Here is a 24,904-nt window from a genome sequence, read left to right as displayed (position 1 = left end):
AATTCAAAGGAACGTAAGAGTACTGAAACCATGTCATTTTTGCCAAGATAGTAGAATTGTAAACGGACCCTATTGAATTTTCTTGAAGCGGATGCTAGGGTGCCGGTTGGAAAGTTGTTGGTATTATGTTAACTATTAAATAAGGGGAACTGTGTGAAATTTACAAATTTATTGACAGTAGGAGCGCTGACAGCATCTTTAGTATCACCTGCAATTATGGCAGCAGATACCAATAATACAACTCCTATGTCTGATGCACAAAAAAAGGAAATTGAAAAAGTGGTGCATGACTATTTAGTAGCTAATCCAGAAGTTCTTTTGGAAGCTTCGCAAGCGCTGCAACAAAAACAACAACAAAATATGCAGCAGCAAGCACAATCTGCAATTAAAGAAAATACTGATCAATTGTTTTTAGGTAAAACGACCATTGTAGGTAATCCAAAAGGTAATGTGACTATTGTTGAGTTCTTTGATTACCAATGCATCCATTGCAAAAAAATGTCACCTATTATTGACAGCTTAATTAAGAAAGACAGTGATCTACGTGTTGTCTATAAAGAGTTCCCAATTTTTGGTAAGAGCTCCGAGTTGGCTTCCAGAGCTGCTTTAGCTGCTGGTATGCAAGGTAAATATCAAGAAATGCATAACGCATTGATTGGTATTGACAAGCGCTTAAATGATCAAATTGTTATGGCTACTGCAAAGTCTTTAGGTTTGGATATGAAGAAATTAAAGACTGATATGCAAAGCAAAGAAGTGACTGCTATTTTAGATGCAAACCGTGAATTAGCAGAAAAATTACACTTGATGGGAACACCTGCATTTATAATTGCTTCAACTCCAAATGGACAATTTAAAACAGGTTCTGAACCTTCATTTATACCTGGTGCTGCTAGTGAAGAGTCACTGCAAGAGTTAATTAAGAAAGCAGCAGGTAATTCATAATTAATTGTAGGTAACTACTGAAGTAGGGGCTGTTTACATTTTACTAGATTGAGCTAAAATGGTGAATTTTAGAGCATAGAAATGCCTCCCTTCATCCCGAGCACCGCGAGGGATCTCCGAGTGTAACATTGTGCTACAGTCTGGAGGCTTCTCGCTAGGCTCCGATGAAGGGGCGTTGTGTGAGTATCGGATGGCATAAATCAAGCCATTGTGGCACAAGATAGAATTTTAAATAGACCCTAGCCTGGGTTTTGCATACCAATTTCCCAGGTTCCAATTCGCTCCACCCAGTTTACATTGAGATTTTCATGACAAAACCATCTACATTTCAGGATATTATTCTCACTTTGCAGCAATATTGGGCTGCGCAAGGATGTGTCATTTTACAACCCTTTGATATGGAAGTTGGCGCGGGTACTTTTCATCCGGCTACTTTCTTACGAGCAATAGGCCCTGAGCCTTGGTCGGCAGCTTATGTACAGCCTTCTCGGAGACCCACTGATGGCCGTTATGGAGACAATCCAAACCGGGTACAACATTATTATCAATTTCAGGTGGTCCTTAAGCCATCACCTTTAGACATACAGGATAAATATTTAGACTCATTACGTGCTCTAGGTGTGGATCCTTTGACTGATGACATTCGTTTTGTTGAAGACAACTGGGAATCACCAACTTTAGGTGCTTGGGGCCTAGGTTGGGAGGTTTGGCAAAATGGAATGGAAGTATCCCAATTTACTTATTTTCAACAAGCAGGCGGTCTGGCATGTAAGCCTGTAACCGGTGAGTTGACTTACGGTTTAGAACGTTTGGCGATGTATATCCTAGGCGTAGATAATCTATTCGATCTTCCCTGGAGTAATACAGCAAATGGCATAATAACTTACGGTAATGTATTTCATCAAAATGAAGTAGAGATGTCCGCCTATAACTTTGAGCATGCTAATGTTGACGAATTATTTAAACAATTTGATTATTATGAGGCTGAGGCACAAAAGTTAATTGCGTTACAATTACCACTTCCCGCTTATGAAATGGTAATCAAAGCATCCCATTCGTTTAATTTACTTGATGCACGCAAAGCGATTTCCGTTACTGAACGTCAACGCTATATTTTACGCGTAAGACATTTATCAAGAGCTGTAGCGCAAGCATATTATCAAGCGCGTGAGGCTTTGGGCTTTCCTATGCTTAACCAAAAGGTGTGTGATGGTCAATGATTTTATTTTTGAATTAGGTTGTGAAGAGTTACCTTCTGGTTCGGTTTGGCCTTTAGCTGATGAGTTTGCGAATCAGTTATTAGCTGCATTGGATAAAGCCCAATTAGAGTATGGCGAGGTAAAACGTTTTGCCACACCGAGACGTATCGCAATCGCAATTTTTGATTTGCAAGAAGAACAAAAAAGTCAAAGCGTTACTCGCCGAGGACCGGCATTCAATGCGGCTTATGACAAGGATGGAAAACCTACAGCAGCCTTACTTGGTTTTGCGAAGTCATGTGGTGTGGACGTAGACAAACTTTCTCGAATCGAAACGGATAAAGGGGATTGGATTGTCTATGAAACCTTAAGCCAGGGTAATAAAACCAAAGATTTATTACCTGTTTTAATAGGTCAATCTTTAGCTGCTTTGCCGATTGCTAAACCCATGCGCTGGGGAACCGGGGATGAAGAATTCGCCCGACCTGTTCATTGGGCCGTGATGCTTTATGGCGATACAGTAATTGAACATTCTATTTTGGGCATTAAGAGTAATCGCAACAGTAGGGGGCACCGCTTTCACCACCCGCAACCCATTGTAATTAATTCAGCACAAAGCTATGAATCACAGATGAGAGAAGCCTTTGTTATTGCTGATTTTACAATCAGAAAACAAATGATTAGAAAACAGGTAGAGGAATTGGTTGCATCTGTTCAAGCGACAGCGATCATGCCAGAGGATTTACTTGAAGAGGTGGCTTCAATTGTTGAATGGCCCCAAGCTTTGATGGCTAATTTTGAAAAAGAGTTCCTCGAAGTTCCTGCCGAATCATTAATTGCTTCGATGCAATCGCATCAAAAATGTTTTGCACTTAAGGATAAAGAGGGGAAGTTACTGCCTCATTTTATTACAGTGTCTAATATTGCCAGCTCCAATCCAAAACAAGTTATTTTAGGAAACGAAAAAGTGATGCGTGCTCGCTTAAGTGATGCCGCGTTCTTTTTTAGACAAGATAAAAAACTGCCTTTAAGCCAGCATATTGCAGGTACAGAACAGGTTGTTTTCCAAGCAAAATTGGGGAGCTTACGGGACAAAGCGTTACGAATTGAAGCCCTGATGACCTATTTAAGTTCGGCTTTACACTTAAATATCAATCAAGCGCAACGTGCCGCACAACTGAGTAAATGTGATTTGTTGACCGGAATGGTTGGTGAGTTTCCCGAGTTGCAGGGGTTAATGGGATATTATTACGCACTGAATGATGGTGAAGATCAGTTTGTTGCACACGCTTTAAATGAACAATACATGCCTCGTTTCGCTGCAGATAACTTGCCTGAATCTGATTTGGGCCTCGCTTTATCTTTAGCAGATCGAATCGATACTTTGGTTGGTATTTTTGCCATAGGCCAAAGACCTTCAGGGGTAAAAGATCCATTCAAATTGCGTCGTCATGCTTTGGCTGTTGTCCGTTTATTAATTGCAACACCAGCACAGCTCAATTTAAGTACATTAATTGAGCAAGCGATTGTTCATTATGGAAAACGTATATCCGTTGAACCCAATTTACTGGATGAATTGAAATCTTTTATCCTGGAACGCTTGCAATCCTATTACCAAAGTCAAGGCTTAAGTGTTGATTTGGTCCATGCAGTACGCGCTCGTCAGGATGATTGGTTGTATGATTTGGATAAACGTCTGGCTGCTTTACAGTTATTTGTCAAATTGCCCGAAGCCGCTTCTCTTTCTGCTGCATGCAAACGGGTGAACAATTTACTTTCCCAAGCAGGAAGACAAACATTGTCGCCTGTAAACGAGCTCCTTCTTGAGGAGGGGCCCGAAAAGTTTTTATATATTCACATCAATCAAGTGGCACGCGCGGTAGAACCTTTATACCGTTCTACTGACTACAGTCCATTGCTGAAATTGCTTGCCAGTCTTAAGGAACCGGTCGATCTGTTTTTTGATAAAGTAATGGTCATGGTTGAGGATCAAACAATAAAAGCCAACCGTTTAGCACTTTTGGCATGTTTACAGGATTTATTGCAAGGAGTTGCTGATATTTCATTACTGCAGATTGGATGATATAAGTAGCCTCGATTATTTAGTGGTGCATTGTAGCCGGATTACGCTGCGTTAATCCGGCTACAATGCACTCAGAGCTAAAGTTCTGTAATTCTTACAGGTTATCTATATGATCAATATCTCAGCGGTAGGTTATGAGCACGAAGGTCTGCACAATAAAGCAAAAGCTCTTGCAGAACAATTGAATTTTTATTTAGAGAAAGATGCCAATCTTTGTCTCTATGTCAGTGAAACAGGGCTTTCATTGAAAATGCCAGGTTTCTCTCCAATTTTTGCTGAATTCAGTGCTGCTTTTTGGAGTAAAAGAAAATCTGAGGGAAAAAAACAAGGATTAGTACGCGCCTGTAAACCCACTGCAGGGCTTAAAATTATTGATGCAACTGCGGGTTGGGGGCGTGACTCTGCTATTTTAGCCAGTTTTGGGGCAGAAGTATTGATGCTTGAACGTCATCCGGTTATCGCTTCCCTAGTATTAGATGGATTGTTGCGTCGGAGTGATGAAGATCAACAACAATTGAATTTGAAATTTCTTGCCGAAGATGCCCATTCGTACTTAAGCTCATTAGATGAGCAAAACTATCCTGATGTTATTTACATTGATCCTATGCATCCTGAACGTAATAAATCAGCATTAGTAAAAAAAGAAATGCAGGCATTACAACAATTAATTGGCCCAGATGCAGATGCGCAGCGACTTATTCAATTGGCGCTACAACGCACGAAACAAAAGGTGGTTGTAAAATGGCCACAAAAAACAAAACCTTTATTACCTGCACATGCTGCTGTAGAAGGAAAAACGGTGCGGTTTGATATTTATTTTGCTAATTTAGGATGATCAAGAGTCAGTTTCTTGCAAACAGGAATGTGAGCCATCCATCCTGACCGCAAACAGTCAAACTACGATGGGCGGTGCTATCAAGTAAAAATTTACTTTATCTCCGCCTCGTCATCCTTCGCTAAGTACGGATGACGGGAAGAGGATAAGGTGCCCATTAGGGCTTGAGGGTACTGATTGCTTAAAGAACCCCCACTCCTACCATTCTCCTCCAAGTGGGGGAGGGGAATTACGGTAGGCAGAGGTATCTGTTACACTACTAACCGAAGTCAGAAAGTTCTTCGCGCAGGCGTTTTTCTTCAAACAAATCTTCTATGCGTCGTCTTCGTTCCAATTTTGTTGATGGGCTTGTTTCTGGGGTCAAGACGGTATCGACGCCAAACTCTTCCATTTCGTTTACATCTTCATCAAATTCACGAGTATTCATAGCTATCTCCTTAGCCTAACCCGTAGTCAATCTAATAAAATAACAGAAATTATGTTTGAGGAGTAGTGGAATTTTTTGAACATTAATTAGGAAGATGACAAAAACTAAATACCTGGTTTTAAAACAAGTAAAACCAGGTTGTTTTTTATCTACGAGCTGAGAGTCGTTTTTACATTTTGTTCCAGTTGTTCTTCTTCAACGCTATCAATTGCAGCTTTTCCAGCTTTAGCTCGAGCTTCATTTCTACCTTTATCAATTTCGCCACGATATTGCTTAGCAACTTCTGTTGAAGGTTGTTTTGGAGGCTCTTCTGCGATAGATTTTAGTCTTTCACGGCGTTGAGCAGCCTCTTGATGAAGAAGCTCCAGCTCGGTAGGGGTGAACAGTGTTCTAGGATCAATCTCTTTGCCTGATCCATCCTTTAATACAATACCTTTTAATCCTTTATCACCTTTTGATTCTTCTCCAGGGAGTAGGCCTGGATTGAAACCACTTTCAAGAGCTGCTTCATAGGCTTGTCTGGCTCTTTGCTTTTGAGTTTTAGGATCATCAAAATTAATGGTCATTGTAATTGAGTCAAATCCAGATGCTCTTACGGCCTGAGCCATGGTCAACATCTCTACTTTGGGATTTTGCTTATTACTTAGATAATAAAAGGGAGAGAGTATTCGTGCAGACATATGCACTTGCCAGGTTCCTGGATCGCCTTCTTTTGCTGCTTTCTTTTGTACGATCTGTGTTCCAGTTAAGGAAATGATAAAATCCAAGTCTGCAGGATTTACGGCAGATATCGTATTTTCACCAACATTGATGTCAGCGCCTGTAAGTGCGTCTGTGTCAGATATGCCTCGTTTTTTACGATTTTCTGCTCTAACCCGTTCCATTTCATCCAGCATTTTATTCTTTTGGCTTGTACTGAGTTGATAAGCCCAGCTTTCCAATTGGCCAGAGAAGATGATTCTTTTTCGTTCAAGAGCGGACGCTTTATCGAGGGTGGTCAGGTTTTCTTGAGCAGTCTTATTGAATTCATCAAGTTGTGTTTTATGGGAACTTTCTAAGTCCTTAATAAGGTTTTCTTTTATTTTTTTTATTTGCTCAGGATCATTAGTATTTGCAACAGTCCCTATTTGCTGTGCTAAATTTTCAGCTTTATCTTGCAAATCTTTCAGTTCTTTCTTTTGTTGAGCTTTTAATGCATCTCGAGCTCTCGTAGTAATTTGTTCATGATAGCCCCGAAGTTGCTCCACTGAAAGTTCAGGAACTTGTTTCATTCGTTGTTGAAAAAATTCCATTGACTCTTTATAGACTTCTTGAGCTTTAGTATAAAATGGTTGTGGGGTTAGTATACTTTTGAGTTCGTCTTTGATTTCTTTTTTAGTATTGGGACTATCATCTTTGAGTAATTTCTCTAGAGTATCTTCTTTATTTGACCCGATTTGTGTTTTGAAACCTGTGTGATCTTTAATTCGCTTTTCGGCATGTTGCGCGAAGGCTTCAGATCCAAAAGTAAGGTCTTGAGTTAACCCCACTGAGTCTCGATATTTTTGATAAATCTTTTCTTGTTCATCAGGAGTAAACTGTCTTACCCTTTTTTGAGAATTAAATAAGTTAAAAAACGCTTTTCTAAATGAAGGCATAGAGAAGTACCTCAAGAGCTATCTTTTTTAAAAGTATAACACTTTTTCATTAAGAGAGAATTAAAAGCCTTGAATCTAAAATGTGAACGATCATCTTTTAAGATAAATATTAATAAAAAATCGTGACTCTAAGCCTGGGTTAGCGCTTGCGCCATCACCCAGGACATAAAAGAAATCGGCTACAACAGCTCAAATAGGTTCTTACCAAGCAGGAATAGCCGAATCTCCAAATAAAGTTTTAGCCTTTTCTTTAACTTCTTCGGAGTTTAATGCTTTAACAAAGAGCTCCAATTGTGCTTTTTTGGGAGAATTGCTACGAATAACAATAATATTGGCATACGGTGAGGTTTTATCTTCAGTAAATAAAGCATCATGTGAAGGATTTAAACCTGCAGGTAGGGCAAATGTTGTATTGATTACGGCTGCATCCACATCAGGCAATACTCTTGGTAGTTGTGCTGCATCCATTTCTTTGAATTGCAGATCATGTGGATTGGTCGCAATATCTTTTAAGCCAGTGTTATCATGAGTAGTTTTCAATGTAATCAACTGCGCTTTTTCCAACAGTTGCAAGGCACGCATTTCATTGCTGGGATCATTAGGTAGGGCAATGACCGCTTTTTCAGGTAATTGTTTTAATGAAGTATGTTTTTTGGAATAAATTCCCATAGGGTAAACAAAAGTTCTGCCTATCGCTTCTAACGTATAGCCATGGGCTTTAACAGCGGCATTGAGGTAAGGTAAATGTTGGTAGACATTAGCGTCTAAACTTCCATCCTGTAACGCTTCATTGGGGAGGTTATAGTCATTGAATGTTACAATTTTTATATTTAAGTCATATTTATTCTTAGCTACTTCTTTTGCTGTTTCAACCAATTCAGTTTCTGGTCCAGCAATAGTTCCTATCACCAGCGTATTTGGTGAGGGCTTGTTGCATGCAACAAGACTTAATAATAAAACACAATAAACTAAAATTCGCATTGAACACTCCAAAAATGATTTAAATCAGTTATGTAAAAAACGCTTTGCTAGATAATCTCCGATCATTTGGGTTAGTTGAACCATCACAATCAAAATGATTACAGTTGAAATCATGACCCCCGCATCAAAACGTTGATAACCATAGTTAATTGCCAGAGTACCCAAACCTCCAGCACCAACGGTTCCCGCCATTGCAGAATAATTCACTAAAGTAATGGCAGTAACCGTAATCGCATGGATCAAAGCAGGTTTTGCTTCGGGCAGTAAAATATGCAAAATAATCTGTCGGGTGTTAGCTCCCATCGCATAACCGGTTTCAATAAGTCCAGAAGGTAAACTCCGATAAACGTTATCAACTAATCTGGCAAAAAAGGGTGTTGCACCGAGAGTAAGCGGTACTATAGCGGCATTCATTCCTATTGAGGTTCCTACAATAAGTCGCGTAAATGGGATAATTGCCACCAATAAAATAATGAAAGGTATGGACCGCGCCATATTAATGAAGGTGGATAATGTCTTATGAACCCTAGGCATTGGTTTGATTTGGCTCGACGAATAAAGCCAAGTTCCTAAAGGTAAACCAAGTATCACCGCAAATACAGTGCTGGTGACGACCATATACAATGTTTCGCCTGTTGCAATGAATAAATCATATGCCATCGGGAAGGACATAACCTAAAACCTCCACAGTTAATTTGGCTTGTTCACAGCGTTCAATGAATGCTTCGAGTAAAAATGGATGTGCCGTTAATTCAACCACTAATACACCACAGGTTACTGTGTCATAACGGTCTATATTGGCGAGTAAGATGTTGATATCCAGATTTAATTCGCGGCTTGTTTGACTAATAAAGGGTACTGTTGCTTCTTCACCCTGGAAAAACAGACGTAGTAATGGTTTATCCGTCACGTAGTCTGCGAGTTTGTTAGTGAGGCATTCTGGCAACTGAGGACTAAGTTGAGCATAGAGCATGCTTCGAGCCAGGCTGTCCTTTTTGTTAAATACATTCGCCAAAGCGGTGGTTTCGGCCAGCTCACCATCAACCATCACTGCCAATCGGTTACAAATACGCTTCACTACATCCATTTCATGAGTAATAAGAACTATAGTGATGCCATACAGTGAATTAATTTTTTTGAGCAATGCCAAAATAGAATCGGTTGTTTCTGGATCCAAAGCAGAAGTTGCTTCGTCGCAAAGCAGAATTTTAGGAGAACAACTTAAAGCGCGAGCTATGGCGACTCTTTGTTTTTGGCCGCCACTAAGTTGTGCTGGATAGGCCAGTTTCTTATCTGTCAATTCGACTATGGGCAGTAATTCTTCAATTTTATTACGAATAGACTCTTCATCTATCCCTTGAATGCGCATGGGGAGTGCAATATTGTCGTACACATTTTTTGAATTGAGCAAATTGAATTGTTGGAAAATCATTGCCATTTTATGACGAGCTAAAGCTAGGTTTTTTCTCGAAAGAGTTGTCAGATCCTGCCCATCAATCAAAACATCGCCTTTATCAGGCCGCTCTAGAAGATTAATGCATCTTAATAAGGTAGATTTGCCTGCACCACTTCTACCAATAATTCCAAAAATTTCACCTTCTTGAATAAATAAATTAATGTCACGCAGGACAGATTTTCCCGAAAAGGATTTATATAATCCAATTAATTCAATCATTATTTATAACCTGAGATTATGCGTGCGGGCGGAAGACTTAGAGGAAATGTTATTCATATCCGCTTTAGCCGTATTTTCAAAAAAGAGAGCTTTTTTGAGCGTCCGCAAGCTGAATTTCAAATCGACGCCATTGCAGCATTATACACAAATTGCCGGCTTAAAAAAAGTATAACCTTACTTATTTTAATCATATTTTGCGGGTGAAAGTGAATTGTCAATTTATAGTGGCCTCATGATTTAGGTTATTCTTGAAAGAGCGCTGGAAAATGTTGTTTATGAGTTTATTGCATTGTAATATGTTGATCTTTAACAAACATTAACTTGCTGCAACATCATAACACGCTGAGACATCCACTATGTTTTAGTTTGAGTGGATGCAAATTGATATGAGGCAGTTATAGAGAAATACAAGGATGTCTGATGCTTTTTAATAAATCCACCTACAGAGGATTAGCACTCATATTTTTGGCCTCTGTGAGCTCAACTGCTTCTTTTGCAGCCGGCCAACCAGCAAATAATTTCTTTTTTGATTACACTAAAGGTCATTTGCTTCTTGAAATCGGGGGGGTTTATGCAACTCAAGGAAAAGCCCAAGATATTGATGTAAAAACCTTAGTTGGAAACCGATATACCGTTAAAAGTCATGCTCAAGGCAATGGTCTTGTGGGATTGGGTTACTTTTTGGATGGACCAGAACGCGATCGATTTAAATTTTCTTACGGAGCGAATGTTTTTTTCTTAGGCACAACGGCAACTAAGGGTTACATTATTGAAGAACACTTAGATACCAATCTTTCTTATACCTATAAGACACAAAATATTCCATTATTTTTTATGGCAAAAAGTTTAGTGCAAACCAATAGCGATAAAATCAATCTCGCTATTGATGTAGGCATTGGCCCTAATTTCATTGAAACCAGCCATTACAAAGAAGTCGCTCTGACCACATTTACCGTTCCGGATAACGGCTTTTCTGATAATAATACTACCGCATTCGCAGCTACAGTAGGTGCAGGCCTTCGATTTAACCAGGTTGCAGATAAAATTCCTCTAGAATGCGGTTATCGCTTTTTTTATTTAGGGCAAGGAAAATTGGCCAAAAATAATGATCTCATTATTAATACCCTTAAAACAGGTAACAACTATGCGAATGCTCTTATTTGTTCCGTCACAATTTAATCAAGGAATTTCGGTATGATAAAAAGGATACTACTTGTTGGTATGACATTGTTTTTCTTTTCAGAGCAAGTAGCTTTTGCCAAAAGCAATGCTTTAATTCCTGGTTCAGGACAACATTTTATCGCTGTAATTCCTCCTGCTTCATCAACGCTATCCATTACCACCACAACTCCGAGAAAGACCTATCCTACGGCCGGAATCAAAATTCTTACCCCAGGATATCGTATTGTGGGTAAAGCACCATCTCCTAATGGGTTTGCCTTATTTTCAGTCAGTGATACCACGCCTGCAAAAATTACTTTAGATGGACCAATAGGCTCTATAAATATCAGATTATGTTTAAATGGTACGGGTAAAACGTATTCCTGTGAAGAATATACTGTTTCCGTATTTTCATCGCATGTTATTTTTCTAACCAGCCGTTTTCAGCAGACTACTGGTGCTTTAGGTGGGATTGCAGGGGCTGATGCTTTTTGCCAAAATGCTGCCTTAACTTCAGGAAATCCAGCACTTCAAGGCTTGTCATTTAAAGCATTGTTAGTTACTTCGACACGATCTCCTTGTTCTATTGTTAATGGGAGAACAGGTTGTGGAGGTGCTTATGCAAACGATTGGCCGCTTGTACCTGGTTCACAGTATGTTTATGCCGATGGAAAAACGCTCTTTAATACAGTAAATCAAAATGGTGTTTTTGATGGCAGTAACTCAAATCTCAGAGATGACAATAATGAAGTGGTATTTGGTTTGTTTTGGACAGGTATCCAAAGTATTTTGTCAAACACAGCGGCCACTGATATCGTTGCTTGGGCCTTTGCAGATATGAACAATGCTGAAGATGGCAATGAATACACTACGAATTTAGCTTCATGCAACGAGTTTACTGATGGAACAGCGGCTACTAACGGTTCCTTGGGTTTAGCGGGTGAGACTTCATTGACTTTTGGAGTTGTTCCAGGAGCGACTTGGGGAAATTATCTTCATTTTAATGATGCCCAGACAGGGCAATTGTTCAATTTATTTTCAGCGGGGCTTTCTTTACCCTGTAATGAAAACTTTAGTATTGTCTGTGTATCATAATACACTGCCTTGCCATCCCGAGTTCAGCGAGGGATCTCCACTGAGTAGCACAATGTAACGATGGGAGATCCTTCGCTGCGCCCGGGATGAGGGCAAAGAGCCCTCAGATAACGCTGTGCTAGTTCAGGCTATTTTATTGCTGTAGCTCTTCACGATTTTTAAAATAATCCAAAGCTTGGGGGTTCGCGAGAGACTGTAGATTGTTTACTGGTAATCCATGAACCACTTGTCGAACAGCTAATTCAACGATTTTGCCACTAATCGTACGAGGAATATCTGCAACTTGCACTATTTTTGCTGGGACATGTCTTGGGGAGGCATTTTGACGAATTGTTAAACGGATTTTGTTGATTAATTCCTCTGTAAGCTCCATGCCATCACGCAATTTAACAAACAAAATAATGCGTACATCGTCTTGCCAGTCCTGGCCAATTACAACACTATCAAGTACTTCATCAATTTTTTCTACCTGCCTGTATATTTCAGCGGTACCAATACGTACCCCTCCAGGATTTAAAACAGCGTCTGATCGCCCATAGATAATCAATCCATTGTGCGCAGTTATCTCTGCAAAATCACCATGTGCCCATACTCCGGCGAACCGTTCAAAATAAGCTCGTTGATAAGCAATTTTTTCGGGATCATTCCAAAAGCCAATCGGCATGGAGGGGAAGGGCGCGGTACAGACTAACTCTCCACGCTCTTCACGAACAGGATGCCCTTGTTCATCAAAAACATCAACGGCCATACCAAGGCCGAGACACTGTAACTCACCTCTATAAATAGGCAGTATGGGGTTACCTAAGGCAAAACAAGAAATAATATCTGTTCCACCTGAGATAGAGCAGAGTTGCACATCGTCTTTGATGTGATGATAAACGTAATCATAATTTCTAGGTAAAAGAGGGGAGCCTGTAGAAAGGATGCATCGCAAATGAGTTAAATCAAACTCATCTTGAGGTTTAACTCCTGCTTTTTCTACAGAAGAGATGAATTTAGCACTGGTGCCAAAAACAGTAACTTGCTCTTCCTCAATCAGTTTGAATAAACGATTGCTTTCAGGATAAGTAGGGGAGCCCTCATATAAAGTGAGCGTAGCTCCTAAGGCCAATGCGGAAACAGTCCAATTCCACATCATCCAACCACACGTAGTATAAAAAAATAAGTTGTCCTTATCCCTAAGATCAGTATGTAATCCTAATTCTTTAAGATGCTGCAGAAGGGTTCCACCGGCTCCGTGAACAATACATTTGGGTTTACCAGTAGTTCCTGACGAGAACATAATGTAAATCGGGTGTTCAAACGGCAGAGAAACAAATTCACAATGATTTGAGGGACGAAGAAAGTCATTCCAATATTGTGCTTTAGGTAACGTAGAGACATCTACGGGTTCATTTATATTAGGACAAATGACAATTTGTTTGAGCGAGCTAATCGCATCGTTAAGTTGTTTGATTTTTTCGGCCCCATGGTGTTTCTTACCTTGATATTGGTGCCCGTCGCAAATAAAGAGTACTTTGGGATCGATTTGGCCCAGTCGATCGATTGCCGCTTGAGCGCCAAAATCGGGTGAGCAAGAGGACCAGATCGCACCTAAAGAGGTGGCAGCAAGCATAGCAATAATTGTATATGAGGTATTTGGCATGAGCGCAGCGACTCGATCACCGGCAGTAACTCCTACCGCTTTTAAACCTGCAGCACATTGCGCTACCAAATGATACAATTGCTCATAGCTAATCACGTGTTTGGTATTGTCTTCATTAAGACTAATTAGGGCCGGATGTTTATCTTTGCGTGATAAAAGTTTTTCAGCAAAATTAAATTGAGCTCCAGCAAACCAGCGTGCGTTTATCATTTCACTTTTATGGCTTAGAATCTGATAGGGTTCGGTATCAAATTGTACATGAAAGAAATCGCAAAGCGTTGGCCAAAAAGAGTCAGGATGTTTGATAGACCAGGTATGCAAGTCTTGATAATTTGCAAAAATTTGGCTGTTCTTTTTTGCAGCGAATTCCATAAACTGCCACATCTTGCTTTCTTTCGGATGTTTGGGCTTCCATACGGTTTCATTCATGTTTCATTCTCTCTTCTTTATTGAAACGATTGTTCTACGGGGTGTGCCTCGGGTTACAATCCATCTGAATCTGATACACAGTCACCACTCAAATTTGTCTTTTCCCAGATTCTTTAAGAGTTTAACTACAAGGATTGGCTAACATAGCATTTGCAACTTTTGATTGATTTTTACGTCCTAAAATCTTACAGATGGCGTCGCCTGCAGTTACAATTTTAAAGATATCCACACCGGTATTTATTCCTAGACCATGCATTAAATAGAGAACATCTTCGGTGGCTACATTACCGCTTGCCCCACGAGCATAGGGACAGCCCCCGAGTCCGGCAACGGAGCTGTCAAAACGGTGTACTCCGTGCTGTAATGAAGTATAGATATTAGCTATGGCCTGACCATAAGTATCATGAAAATGCATTGCTAATTGATTTAGTGGTAATAACTTAAGTACTTGCTCGAGTAATAAGTGAGTTTGATGAGGTGTTCCTACACCTATAGTATCCCCTAATGAGATTTCATCTACACCCAAATCTATTAGTTTTTGAGTTACTTCCGCTACTTTTTCCGGTGCTACATTGCCTTCATAAGGACAACCTAGGACACAGGAAATATAACCTCGCACCCTGATGTTGTTTTCTTTTGCTAAAGCAAGGACCGGTTTAAAACGTGAAATACTTTCAGCAATAGAACAATTAATATTTCGCTGGTTAAATTGTTCGCTTGCTGCAGTAAATACTGCGATTTCTTTCACACCAGCTTCCAATGCTTTGAGCATGCCCTGCTCATTAGGCACTAGGGCGGAATAGTGTATGAATGGGGTTTTATTTATGGCACGAAATACTTCATTATGGTCCGCTAATTGTGGAATTGCTTTTGCAGAGACAAAACTCGTTACCTCAATATATTGCAAGCCAGATTCACTTAACAAATTGATTAATTCAATCTTGTGCTTACTGGATACAAAAGATGACTCATTTTGCAGGCCATCACGTGGCCCTACTTCTATAATGGTTACGTTTTGCGGATAGTCCATAATTATCTCTAGTTAAGAATCTTCTTCACTTAATGACAGTAACTCCTCTCCTTCATTCACTTGGGCACCTACATCATAGAATATATCCAATAAAATGCCATCAGTAGGGGCATGAATGGTATGTTCCATTTTCATTGCCTCGAGGACGATCAAACGTTCACCGGCTTTCACTCGTTCACCAATATTTTTTAAAACAGCGACTACAGTAGCTGGCATTGGTGCTGTCAGCTGTCCTTTGTGAGCAGTAACTTCTGCACCTAGAGTTCCCCAATTAAACCGATCAATAGTAATTTGCCACTGACTCGTATACAAGGTCAAAGATTGATTTTTATTTTCAATGATTACCTGATAATTTTGTCCGTTAGTTTCAATACGGAGCTGATTGCCAGTTAAATGGCCATGAATCAGATACTCTTGTGCTTTTAAACGTACTTTAAATTGATTTTTATTGATTGGAGTAATAAATGTTTCAAGCAAGTCATCCTTATCTTTATAGTGCCATACCCAGTGACTTAAGATTTGTGATTGCCAAGCGAAGGTTTCCTGTAATAAAGGATCTTGGATTGTGTTTATCGTGTTTAAATAATCAAAACTTACGGCCATGAGTAACGCTATTTCTTGATCTGCTGTTGGCAGTTTAATTTCTTCTTTACTTAAAAAGTCAGTACTCAGTTCAACCTTTCTGAATTTAGGGTGGTGACAAATTGTTTGTAAAAAGGGGATGTTTGTTTTCACACCACCAATAAAATAATGGGATAAAGCTTGCTCTAATCGATGTAATGCTTCATCACGGTTGGCTCCCCATGCAATCAATTTGGCGATCATCGGATCATAGTACATGGTAATTTGCGATGACATTTGTACCCCTGTATCAATACGAATGCCATCTCCGGAAGGTTCTTGCAAAAAGTGGATTTGTCCTATTGATGGAATAAAATCATGGTGCGGGTCTTCAGCATATATGCGACATTCTATTGCATGACCATGTGCCTCAATTTTATCTTGCGGCAAGGGGAGTGGTTCATTAGCGGCAATTTTCAATTGCCAAGCGACCAAATCAAGTCCGGTAATTAGTTCGGTGACTGGATGTTCTACCTGTAATCGCGTATTCATTTCCATAAAATAGAAATGTCCTGAACTATCAACTAAAAATTCAACAGTACCTGCGCCACTGTATTTGATTGATCGTGCCACTTCGCAAGCTGCTTCAGCGAGTTTTTGTCGTAGAGAAGCGGGTAAATTAGGTGCTGGTGCTTCTTCAATAATCTTCTGATGTCTGCGTTGAATGGAGCAATCACGTTCAAACAAATGAACCACATTGCCATGATTGTCTGCCATGATTTGTAATTCAACATGACGTGGATGAAGAACTAGCTTTTCAATGATCATCGTATCATCGGCAAAACTTGCCATAGATTCACGTTTTGCACCAGCTAAGGCTGCACTAAATTCTGATTCGTGATGGACCGCGCGCATCCCTTTACCGCCACCACCATTCGCTGCTTTGATTAAGACAGGAAATCCTATTTTTTTAGCTTCAGCAAGCAGTGTATCTTCTGCTTGTGCACTGCCATGATAACCAGGTGTTAGAGGAACATTAGTGTTTTCCAGTAATTGTTTGGCCAATTGCTTGGAAGCCATTGCTTCCATCGCTTCTACTGACGGACCAATAAAAACGATATCTGCCTCTTTACATGCTTGAGCAAATTCAGGGTTTTCGGATAAAAAACCGTAACCCGGATGAATGGCCTGTGCTCCACATTCCTTAGCAACATGGATAATATTAGGTATATTCAGGTAACTTTCTTTAGCTGGTGCATCGCCAACACAATATGCACTGTCAGCACTACGTACATGCAGACTGTCTTTATCAACCGAGGAATAAATAGCTACCGTGTGGATCCCCATAGAACGGGCCGTTTTGATGATTCTGCAGGCAATTTCACCGCGGTTGGCAATAAGAATTTTATTAAACATTAGTGCCTCATTAATTTTTTACTTTTAGTCCAAGCATTTTGTAACTTGGGTGCTTTGTACATTGTAACCCGGATTATCACAGCTTAATCCAGGATCTTCCTTCGTTACACGGTGCTACACCGTGGATATCCCTCCTTACACTCGGGATGACGGTGTTTTACTACAAGGGGTATGGCATCTAGCCCCAATTTGGTGTTTCTTTTTTTAAAAATGCATTGAGTCCTTGTTGTCCTTCAGCAGATACTCTTTTTTGAGCTATCAATGAAGCAGTGTAATTAACAAGTTCTTCATTTATTTTTTTATTTGCTACGTAACGTGCCAGCTGTTTTGAAGCCCGTACCGCTTCGGGTGCATTGTTACTGATTTGATTTGCATAGCTGATTGTGAACTCCAACAAATTTTCTTCGGGAACACAGTGTTGTACGAGATTTAATGACAATGCTTTAGCCGCATCAAAGACCTCCGCACTTATAAACAATGCTTGTGCGCTGCGCTCGCCTATGGCTTGAACAACATAGGGGCTAATGACTGCGGGTATCAGGCCTAATTTAACTTCGGAAAAGCAAAAACGTGCCGATTGAGATGCTATAGTTATGTCACATGCTGCAGCAAGACCCGCTCCTCCACCAAAAGCGGAGCCATGTACCATCGCTAAAGTAGGTTTAGGGCACCTATTTAAAGTGTACATTAGATTCCCAAGAACCATGGCATCCCTTTGATTTTCTTCTTCGCTGTAAAGAGCCATGTTTTGCATCCACGCTAAATCAGCGCCTGCAGAAAAGTGCTTGCCATTGGCTTTGAGTACTATAACGCGGACATTAGAATCAGCAATGGCAGCATTGAGCTGATGTTGCATTTCACTTAAAAGCAGATTATCAAATGCATTATGTTTACTCACTCGATTTAGCGTAATTAAACCCAAGTGTTCCTGTATTTCATACAACAAATCGCTCACGTGGTGCCCTCCTTACATACGAAATACGCCGAAGCGTGTTGGTCCAATAGGGGCATTTAATGCTGCTGATAGACCCAGTCCTAATATTTTACGTGTATCTTGCGGAGCGATCACCCCGTCATCCCATAAACGAGCGCTGGCATAATAAGGATTTCCCTGGGTTTCATATTGAGAACGCAACTGCTCTTTAAAACGCTCTTCCTCTTCCACAGGCCAGTTAGTTCCTTGTTTTGCCAATTTATCTCGATTTACTTGTGCTAAAACATTAGCAGCCTGTTCGCCACCCATTACCGAAATGCGTGAGTTAGGCCACGACCATAAAAAATTAGGGTTATAAGCGCGTCCGCACATGGCATAGTTTCCTGCGCCAAAGCTTCCACCAACAATGACGGTAAATTTAGGAACATTAGCATTAGCAACCGCAGTTACCATCTTAGCGCCATGCTTGGCAATACCAGATGCTTCATATTTTGAACCCACCATAAAGCCAGTGATGTTTTGTAGGAATATCAATGGGATTTTGCGTTGGCAACACAGTTCAATAAAGTGAGTCCCTTTGAGCGCACTTTCACTAAATAGAATGCCGTTATTGGCAATAATTCCTACGGGATAGCCATATAAGTGGGCGAAGCCACAAATTAATGTGGTACCAAAAAGTGCTTTAAATTCATCAAATTCAGAGCCATCAACAATACGTGCAATGATCTCACGAATATCAAAAGGTTTTCTGGGATCAGCAGGCACTATGCCGTTAAGTTCTTTACTGTCATAGAGGGGCTCTATCGTTTCTATCCGTTTTAATTGCTGGGGTTTTTTACGGTTTAAATTGCCTATGGCAATTCGTGCTAAATGGAGTGCATGGGCATCATGTTCCGCATAGTGATCGGCTACCCCTGAATGCCTGCAATGAACTTCTGCACCACCTAGTTCTTCGGCACTAATGACTTCACCTGTTGCTGCTTTGACAAGAGGTGGGCCACCAAGAAAAATTGTGGCTTGATTTTTGACCATAATGGACTCATCAGCCATGGCAGGTACATAAGCTCCTCCAGCAGTACAAGAGCCCATAACTACTGCAATTTGCGGAATGTTTTGTGCCGACATTTGTGCTTGATTAAAGAATATCCGACCAAAATGATCCCGGTCAGGAAAAACCTCATCCTGATGAGGTAAGTAAGCGCCTCCTGAATCAACCAAATAAATGCAGGGTAAATGATTGATTTGTGCAATTTCTTGTGCCCTGAGGTGTTTTTTGACGGTTAATGGATAGTAAGTACCACCTTTTACCGTGGCGTCATTCACAACAATAATACATTCAGTACCCGCGATCCATCCAATTCCGGTGATAATTCCTGCGGCAGGAACCACATCATCATACACTTGGTAGGCTGCAAGTTGGGAGAGTTCAAGAAAAGGACTCCCAGGATCAAGTAATTGTTGTAGCCGTTCTCTTGGGAGTAATTTACCATGTTTTAAATGTCGGGCCCGCGCTTTTTCATCACCACCTAAAGCAATTTGCTGAATTCGATTGTGTAGCTCATCCACCAGAATTTGCATGGCTGTTTGGTTTGCTTTGAACTCTTGACTGCCTGTATTAATTTGACTGATTAATTTTGCCATGCTGGATTCCTTATCGTACCAAAATATCACTTAAAACGATGATTGTCCAAATAACCCATGTAATCGCTATAAAGTGTGGCATGTCGCTACCTTTTATAAGTCTATAAATTAGTGCTGGAATGGCGGTGATAATTAAAGGTAACAAGACAAGAACTAAAATTTTGCGAATCACAAGCCCCCAACCAGTTTGGCTGAATATGGGCGTTAATTTCAAATTAACGTAAGTGAAAAACATATCAACATAGACAATAACGAGATGAGCGTATTTTGCAAATAATACTACTAAAATACTGAGTAACAGGTAGATAAGACTGTGTCGTAGCATGTACATCCTTTTTATATCAAATCCCCAGCTACCTATGTGGGACTGGGGAGAATTTGTTTTTTACCATTCAATACGTTCACCACATCATATTTGATTGAAGCTGCAGTCAAATCTGACTTTTCTTCCCCTAAGGCATTTAAAATGTGGTGAACAGTACCTTGTTCTTAAATTAATTCAATGGCCATAGCTGTTGCTTCGCCACCACCAATACACAATGATGCGACACCACGTTTTTTTCCTTGATGTTTCAAAGCATGTATTAGTGTAACTAAGATACGAGCACCAGATGCACCAATAGGATGACCTAAGGCACAAGCTCCGCCGTGAATATTAACTTGTTCTGGATTTAATTCAAGTTGGGTCATGGCTGCCATTGTAACTACTGCAAAGGCTTCATTAATCTCATAAAGATCTACATCATTTTGTTTCCATGATGCTTTATTCATCACTTTGCGAATGGCATCTACGGGTGCTGTGGTAAACCACTCAGGGGCTTGGGAATGACTGGCATGAGCAACAATACGGGCAATAGGTCTAATACCACGTTTTTCTGCTTGTCCAGCACTCATTAAAATGAGACTTGCTGCACCATCAGAAATGGAACTTGAGTTGGCTGCAGTAACGGTTCCATCTGCTTTAAAAGCGGGTTTTAACTGAGCAATTTTTCCGAGTTTTGCCGCATCAGGACCTTCATCTACAGTTACCGTAACATCACCTTTGCGTGAGCTGACTGTTACTGGGGCAATTTCCTCTTTAAAAGCCCCTTTTTCTATTGCTTGGAGGGCTCTGCTCATGGAGCGAATAGCGAATTCATCTTGTTGATCTCTGGTAAAATGAAAATGACTTGCAGTAGCTTCTGCGAAAACACCCATTAATTTTCCTTTATCGTAGGCATCCTCTAATCCATCAAGAAACATATGATCTTTTAATTCACCATGTCCAAGTCGATATCCAGAGCGTGCTTTACTCAATAGGTAAGGTGCATTGCTCATGCTTTCCATACCACTAGCAAGGATAATATTTGCAGTTCCAGCTCGAATTAAGTCATGAGCGAGCATCACTGCTTTCATTCCTGAACCGCACATTTTATTTACAGTGGTAGCACCAGAAGAATTGGGCAATCCCGCCTTAATCGCCGCTTGTCGCGCTGGAGCTTGACCAATTCCGGCTGATAAAACACAGCCAGAAATTACTTCATCGATTTCTGCTGGACTAATACCTGCTTGGGATAAAGCTGCTTCGTGTGCAATTGCCCCTAACTCTGGAGCTGAAAGAGAAGATAAGTTTCCTAACATGGCTCCCATAGGAGTTCTTTTTGCTGCAACGATTACTATTTCATTCTGTTCCATTTTCATTCTTCCTTATGCTGTTTCTTTAAAAAGTTCTCGTCCAATAAGCATTCTTCTGATTTCAGAAGTACCGGCGCCTATTTCATAGAGTTTTGCATCACGTAGTAAACGTCCTGTAGGATACTCATTGATATACCCATTACCACCAAGGATTTGAATCGCTTGTAATGCCATTTGTGTTGCTCTTTCAGCCGTATATAAAATAACACTTGCTGCATCTTTACGACTGACTATACCTTGATCACAAGCTCTGGCTATAGCATACAAGTACGCTCTTGAAGCGCCTAGATCGGTATACATATCTGCTAATTTGCCTTGGATGAATTGAAATTCACCTATAGGTTGTTCAAATTGTTTGCGTTCATGTACATAAGGTAAAACAACATCCATGCAGGCTTGCATGATTCCTACGGGACCTGCAGCCAGAACGGTCCGTTCATAATCAAGGCCACTCATTAATACTTTAACACCTCGATTCACTTCACCCAAAACCTGTTCTGCAGGAACTTCACACTGTTCAAATACCAATTCACAGGTATTTGAGCCACGCATTCCCAGTTTGTCGAGTTTTTGAGCGGTTTTGAAGCCAGGCATTCCTTTTTCAATCAGAAAGGCGGTGATTCCTTTACTTGCAGCCTGTTTATCCGTCTTTGCATAAACTACTAACACATCGGCATCAGGTCCATTAGTGATCCACATTTTTGTGCCGTTGAGAATATATTTATTGCCTTCTGGACGAGCATGTAATTGCATGCTGACTACATCAGAGCCTGAATTGGACTCACTCATAGCCAGAGCACCAACATATTCTCCACTAATAAGTTTAGGCAGATATTTTTGTTTTTGCGAATGATTACCATTTAAATAGATTTGGTTGACGCATAAATTGGAATGTGCACCGTAACTCAGGCCTATTGAAGCGGATGCGCGAGAGATTTCTTCCATGGCAATGACATGCGCAAGATAGCCCATATTGGCACCACCATATTCTTCGCTGACGGTAATTCCTAATAGCCCCATATCACCTAATTTTCTCCATAAATGATTAGGAAATGTATTGTTTTCGTCAATTTGAGCAGCGAGTGGGGCAATTTCAGCACGAGCAAATTGATGAACACTGTCGCGCAACATATCGTAAGTTTCACCGAGTTGATAGTTCGGTCCTGTGTACATAGATGACTTCCTGTTGTTGTAGCTACTCATTGATAAGAGTTTTGCAAATGCTTTATTTCATATCTCTTGATAAATGAGTAGTCTGTTGAATTTTACAAATGTGTTAAACTATACCCAATCAAGTTGAAGATGAAAATAGAGTTTCTCAGATCTTTTTTCTTATTGGAAAAGTTGCAGACATGATTTGAGGTATCCACTTAAATTGTTCTTTACATAATAGGCTCTCAAGAGATTGAGGGGCATAATTTAAGTAAATATTGAGAAAATAGTGAAAGGTTGTTTCTTTTATTATCAGGTTTGTTGAGCAAGTAGTGATTTTAAATGTTCCTTTACCTGATTTAAAAAATCGCCTAATCTTAAGCCAAAGGAAAACTACCGGTTATTAAGGAGGTAGTTACAGCCAAAGTGTTAGCGTTCAGATTTATTATTTAGGAGAGTCATTCATGCGTAAATTAGTACTCTGGGGACATAGTGTTGAGGAGTATCGTGAGATGTTTGATTTGTCTCAAGAGGACATGAATTCCAGGATTTTAGAATATGGATGTGGTCCGAGTGCAGTAAACGCCCAACAATTTCAAGAAGCACATCAAGCCGTAAGCTGCGATCCTTTATTCGTTTTGGATAAAGATACTTTATCCTCTAAAGCGATTATGATTTTTGCACAAATGGCTGATGAAGTACGCAGAGAGCAAGATCAGTTCGATTTCAGTCGGAGCGGAAGTTTAGAACAATTGCTTGAGCATCGAAAAAATGGAATGAAAAAGTTTTTTGCAGACTACGAGCAAGGCAAGGCTGAAGGACGCTATTATGGCGCAGCAGATTATCATTTACCTTATCCTGATTTCTCTTTTGATTTTGCATTAAGCGCGAATTATTTATTTGCTGATTTGGAAGATCAAACTGTTGCATTTCATTTAAATGTAATTCGTGAATTAGCGAGAGTAGCTAAAGAAGTAAGAATTTTTCCTTTAAATGATATGGAGGGAAAAACTTCTGAATTCTTAGGTCCAGTATTGTTGGAACTGCAAAAACAGGGTTATGGTGTGGAAATTAGACAAGTAGATTATCATTTGCATAAATCTGAAAACGCAATGCTACGGGTCTGGGCACAGAAATGTGATATTTAATCGATGTAGTCTAGGTGAAGCGTATCCACTGTTAATAAAAAACGTTTTTTGCCTCCGTTCAGCAAGCGTGTCCGAGGGATTCAGTGATAGCGAGTAATTCTTAGATCCCGTGGGCAAGCCGCTGGACGTAGAGGATAAGTATAATCCAGGAATTCAAGGTTTTTGTATGTATTCAATGTTACGTCCTTTGCTTTTTAGTATGGCTCCCGAACGTGCTCATGCTTTTAGTTTATCTGCTTTACATTATCTGCCTAGTTTTTGTTTTAAAAAGGCAGAATCAAAACCCATAGACGCTTTGGGATTGCAATTTCCACACGTTGTTGGTTTGGCAGCAGGTTTGGATAAAAATGGAGAGCATTTGGATGCATTGGCCAAATTGGGTTTTTCTTTTATTGAATTAGGAACAGTGACACCAAGACCACAAATTGGTAATCCTAAGCCGCGATTATTTCGTTTGCCTGAGGCTCATGCCATTATTAACCGCATGGGTTTTAATAATCTAGGTGTAGATGCTTTGGTGGGCCATGTAAAGAAAGCACGTTATAAAGGAATTTTAGGGATTAATATAGGTAAAAATAAAGATACGCCATTAGAACACGCTGCAGAGGATTACATCCATTGTTTGGGTAAAGTATACGAGTATGCTTCCTATGTAACCATCAATATTTCCTCGCCCAATACTCCTGATTTACGCCAATTACAGCAAAAAGAATATTTTGCCAATTTGTTATCGCAAATACACACGGAACAAATTAAATTATCCAATAAATTTCAGCGCCATGTGCCTTTAGTCGTTAAAATATCACCTGATGAAGATTTAGAAACATTAAAACAAATGACTGAAGTGATTTTGAATTATGGTATCGAAGGGATTATTGCGACAAATACGACTTGCTCTCGTAAGGGAGTTGCCCATTTGCCTTATGCTGAGGAAGCTGGGGGATTAAGTGGTGAACCTTTATGGGACTTATCAACCCAATGTTTGCGTTTGCTGAAACAGTATGCAGGTGACGACATAACCTTGATCGGCGTGGGTGGCATTGACAGTTGTCATACGGCTCAGGCTAAGTTGGATGCAGGGGCCTCTCTAATCCAGGTGTACACCGGTCTGATTTATCGAGGTCCAGGTTTGGTATATGAACTCTCAAAGGGATTGCAATAAGAATCTGACAACCTTTAATAATTTTGTTTATGGTTTTGCCTTCACTCAGACACTGGTTTGATAGGAATAATATG

General features: G+C 40.2%; 21 protein-coding genes. 8 read left to right on the top strand and 13 right to left on the bottom strand.

From position 1 onward, the window contains the following. Positions 1 to 153 precede the first annotated feature (153 nt). The 4 genes from ACF8MK_RS16035 to ACF8MK_RS16020 all read left to right on the top strand — a co-directional run bounded on the left by ACF8MK_RS16035 (position 154) and on the right by ACF8MK_RS16020 (position 5,062). Entirely contained in the window at positions 154 to 945 is a 792-nt protein-coding gene (locus tag ACF8MK_RS16035) for a DsbA family protein (RefSeq protein ID WP_265702506.1), read from the top strand. Positions 946 to 1,253: 308 nt separating this feature from the next. Further along, entirely contained in the window at positions 1,254 to 2,165 is a 912-nt protein-coding gene (glyQ, locus tag ACF8MK_RS16030; protein ID WP_028382007.1) for a glycine--tRNA ligase subunit alpha, read from the top strand. Then, positions 2,155 to 4,227, top strand: a complete 2,073-nt coding sequence (glyS, locus tag ACF8MK_RS16025) for a glycine--tRNA ligase subunit beta (protein ID WP_392537496.1) — start codon at positions 2,155 to 2,157, stop codon at positions 4,225 to 4,227. The genes glyQ and glyS overlap by 11 nt, the downstream gene beginning before the upstream one ends. Before the next feature lie 109 nt (positions 4,228 to 4,336). Beyond that, a complete protein-coding gene (locus tag ACF8MK_RS16020; RefSeq protein WP_392537495.1) occupies positions 4,337 to 5,062 on the top strand; it encodes a class I SAM-dependent methyltransferase in 726 nt (241 codons plus the stop codon). Positions 5,063 to 5,321: 259 nt separating this feature from the next. On the opposite strand, the gene ACF8MK_RS16015 is transcribed toward ACF8MK_RS16020, so the two are convergent. From ACF8MK_RS16015 to ACF8MK_RS15995, 5 genes are all read right to left on the bottom strand, one after another. Further along, a complete protein-coding gene (locus ACF8MK_RS16015; RefSeq protein WP_164715640.1) occupies positions 5,322 to 5,489 on the bottom strand; it encodes a PA3496 family putative envelope integrity protein in 168 nt (55 codons plus the stop codon). Positions 5,490 to 5,638: 149 nt separating this feature from the next. Continuing rightward, positions 5,639 to 7,126: a hypothetical protein gene (locus ACF8MK_RS16010; protein ID WP_392537494.1), complete on the bottom strand. Its 1,488-nt coding sequence runs from the start codon at positions 7,124 to 7,126 to the stop codon at positions 5,639 to 5,641. A 201-nt stretch (positions 7,127 to 7,327) separates the two neighbouring features. After that, on the bottom strand, positions 7,328 to 8,107 hold the full coding sequence (locus ACF8MK_RS16005) for a MetQ/NlpA family ABC transporter substrate-binding protein (RefSeq protein WP_392537493.1): 780 nt from the start codon (positions 8,105 to 8,107) through the stop codon (positions 7,328 to 7,330). A gap of 24 nt (positions 8,108 to 8,131) precedes the next feature. After that, positions 8,132 to 8,779 carry a methionine ABC transporter permease gene (locus tag ACF8MK_RS16000; RefSeq protein WP_392537492.1) on the bottom strand — a complete coding sequence of 216 codons (648 nt, stop codon included), beginning with the start codon at positions 8,777 to 8,779 and terminating at the stop codon, positions 8,132 to 8,134. After that, a complete protein-coding gene (locus ACF8MK_RS15995) occupies positions 8,757 to 9,782 on the bottom strand; it encodes a methionine ABC transporter ATP-binding protein (RefSeq protein WP_392537491.1) in 1,026 nt (341 codons plus the stop codon). Before ACF8MK_RS15995 ends, ACF8MK_RS16000 begins: the two co-directional genes overlap by 23 nt. A 420-nt stretch (positions 9,783 to 10,202) precedes the next feature. Here ACF8MK_RS15995 and ACF8MK_RS15990 point away from each other — a divergent pair, with 420 nt between their 5' ends. Further along, complete coding sequence (locus ACF8MK_RS15990) at positions 10,203 to 10,961, top strand: hypothetical protein (RefSeq protein ID WP_392537490.1); 759 nt, start codon at positions 10,203 to 10,205, stop codon at positions 10,959 to 10,961. A gap of 15 nt (positions 10,962 to 10,976) precedes the next feature. Further along, on the top strand, positions 10,977 to 12,038 hold the full coding sequence (locus ACF8MK_RS15985) for a DUF1554 domain-containing protein (RefSeq protein ID WP_392537489.1): 1,062 nt from the start codon (positions 10,977 to 10,979) through the stop codon (positions 12,036 to 12,038). Positions 12,039 to 12,171: 133 nt separating this feature from the next. Here the strand turns inward: ACF8MK_RS15985 and ACF8MK_RS15980 are convergent, their stop codons facing one another. The 8 genes from ACF8MK_RS15980 to ACF8MK_RS15945 form a co-directional block, all read right to left on the bottom strand. Further along, positions 12,172 to 14,112, bottom strand: coding sequence for an acetoacetate--CoA ligase (locus ACF8MK_RS15980; protein WP_392537488.1), 1,941 nt, complete (start codon positions 14,110 to 14,112; stop codon positions 12,172 to 12,174). A 121-nt stretch (positions 14,113 to 14,233) separates the two neighbouring features. Continuing rightward, a complete protein-coding gene (locus ACF8MK_RS15975) occupies positions 14,234 to 15,142 on the bottom strand; it encodes a hydroxymethylglutaryl-CoA lyase (RefSeq protein ID WP_392537487.1) in 909 nt (302 codons plus the stop codon). A 12-nt stretch (positions 15,143 to 15,154) separates the two neighbouring features. Then, on the bottom strand, positions 15,155 to 17,119 hold the full coding sequence (locus tag ACF8MK_RS15970; protein ID WP_392537486.1) for an acetyl/propionyl/methylcrotonyl-CoA carboxylase subunit alpha: 1,965 nt from the start codon (positions 17,117 to 17,119) through the stop codon (positions 15,155 to 15,157). A gap of 178 nt (positions 17,120 to 17,297) precedes the next feature. Then, a complete protein-coding gene (locus ACF8MK_RS15965) occupies positions 17,298 to 18,074 on the bottom strand; it encodes an enoyl-CoA hydratase-related protein (RefSeq protein WP_392537485.1) in 777 nt (258 codons plus the stop codon). A 12-nt stretch (positions 18,075 to 18,086) separates the two neighbouring features. Further along, positions 18,087 to 19,694, bottom strand: coding sequence for a carboxyl transferase domain-containing protein (locus tag ACF8MK_RS15960; protein ID WP_392537484.1), 1,608 nt, complete (start codon positions 19,692 to 19,694; stop codon positions 18,087 to 18,089). A 10-nt stretch (positions 19,695 to 19,704) separates the two neighbouring features. Continuing rightward, positions 19,705 to 20,019, bottom strand: a complete 315-nt coding sequence (locus tag ACF8MK_RS15955) for a hypothetical protein (protein ID WP_392537483.1) — start codon at positions 20,017 to 20,019, stop codon at positions 19,705 to 19,707. A 164-nt stretch (positions 20,020 to 20,183) separates the two neighbouring features. Then, the gene (locus tag ACF8MK_RS15950) at positions 20,184 to 21,368 is read right to left on the bottom strand and encodes an acetyl-CoA C-acyltransferase (RefSeq protein ID WP_265702488.1); all 1,185 of its coding nucleotides are present in this window, start codon (positions 21,366 to 21,368) and stop codon (positions 20,184 to 20,186) included. A 12-nt stretch (positions 21,369 to 21,380) separates the two neighbouring features. After that, positions 21,381 to 22,541, bottom strand: coding sequence for an isovaleryl-CoA dehydrogenase (locus ACF8MK_RS15945; RefSeq protein ID WP_392537482.1), 1,161 nt, complete (start codon positions 22,539 to 22,541; stop codon positions 21,381 to 21,383). Positions 22,542 to 22,984: 443 nt separating this feature from the next. Here ACF8MK_RS15945 and ACF8MK_RS15940 point away from each other — a divergent pair, with 443 nt between their 5' ends. After that, positions 22,985 to 23,668, top strand: a complete 684-nt coding sequence (locus ACF8MK_RS15940; protein ID WP_392537481.1) for a hypothetical protein — start codon at positions 22,985 to 22,987, stop codon at positions 23,666 to 23,668. 166 nt (positions 23,669 to 23,834) lie between these two features. Then, positions 23,835 to 24,830, top strand: a complete 996-nt coding sequence (locus ACF8MK_RS15935) for a quinone-dependent dihydroorotate dehydrogenase (protein WP_392537480.1) — start codon at positions 23,835 to 23,837, stop codon at positions 24,828 to 24,830. Positions 24,831 to 24,904 lie beyond the last annotated feature (74 nt).

The organism is Legionella sp. 227, from assembly GCF_043161935.1.
Taxonomy (GTDB): Bacteria; Pseudomonadota; Gammaproteobacteria; order Legionellales; family Legionellaceae; genus Legionella; species Legionella sheltonii.
Note: the sequence above shows the minus strand (reverse complement) of the source record. Positions and strands in the feature narration are given on the sequence as shown.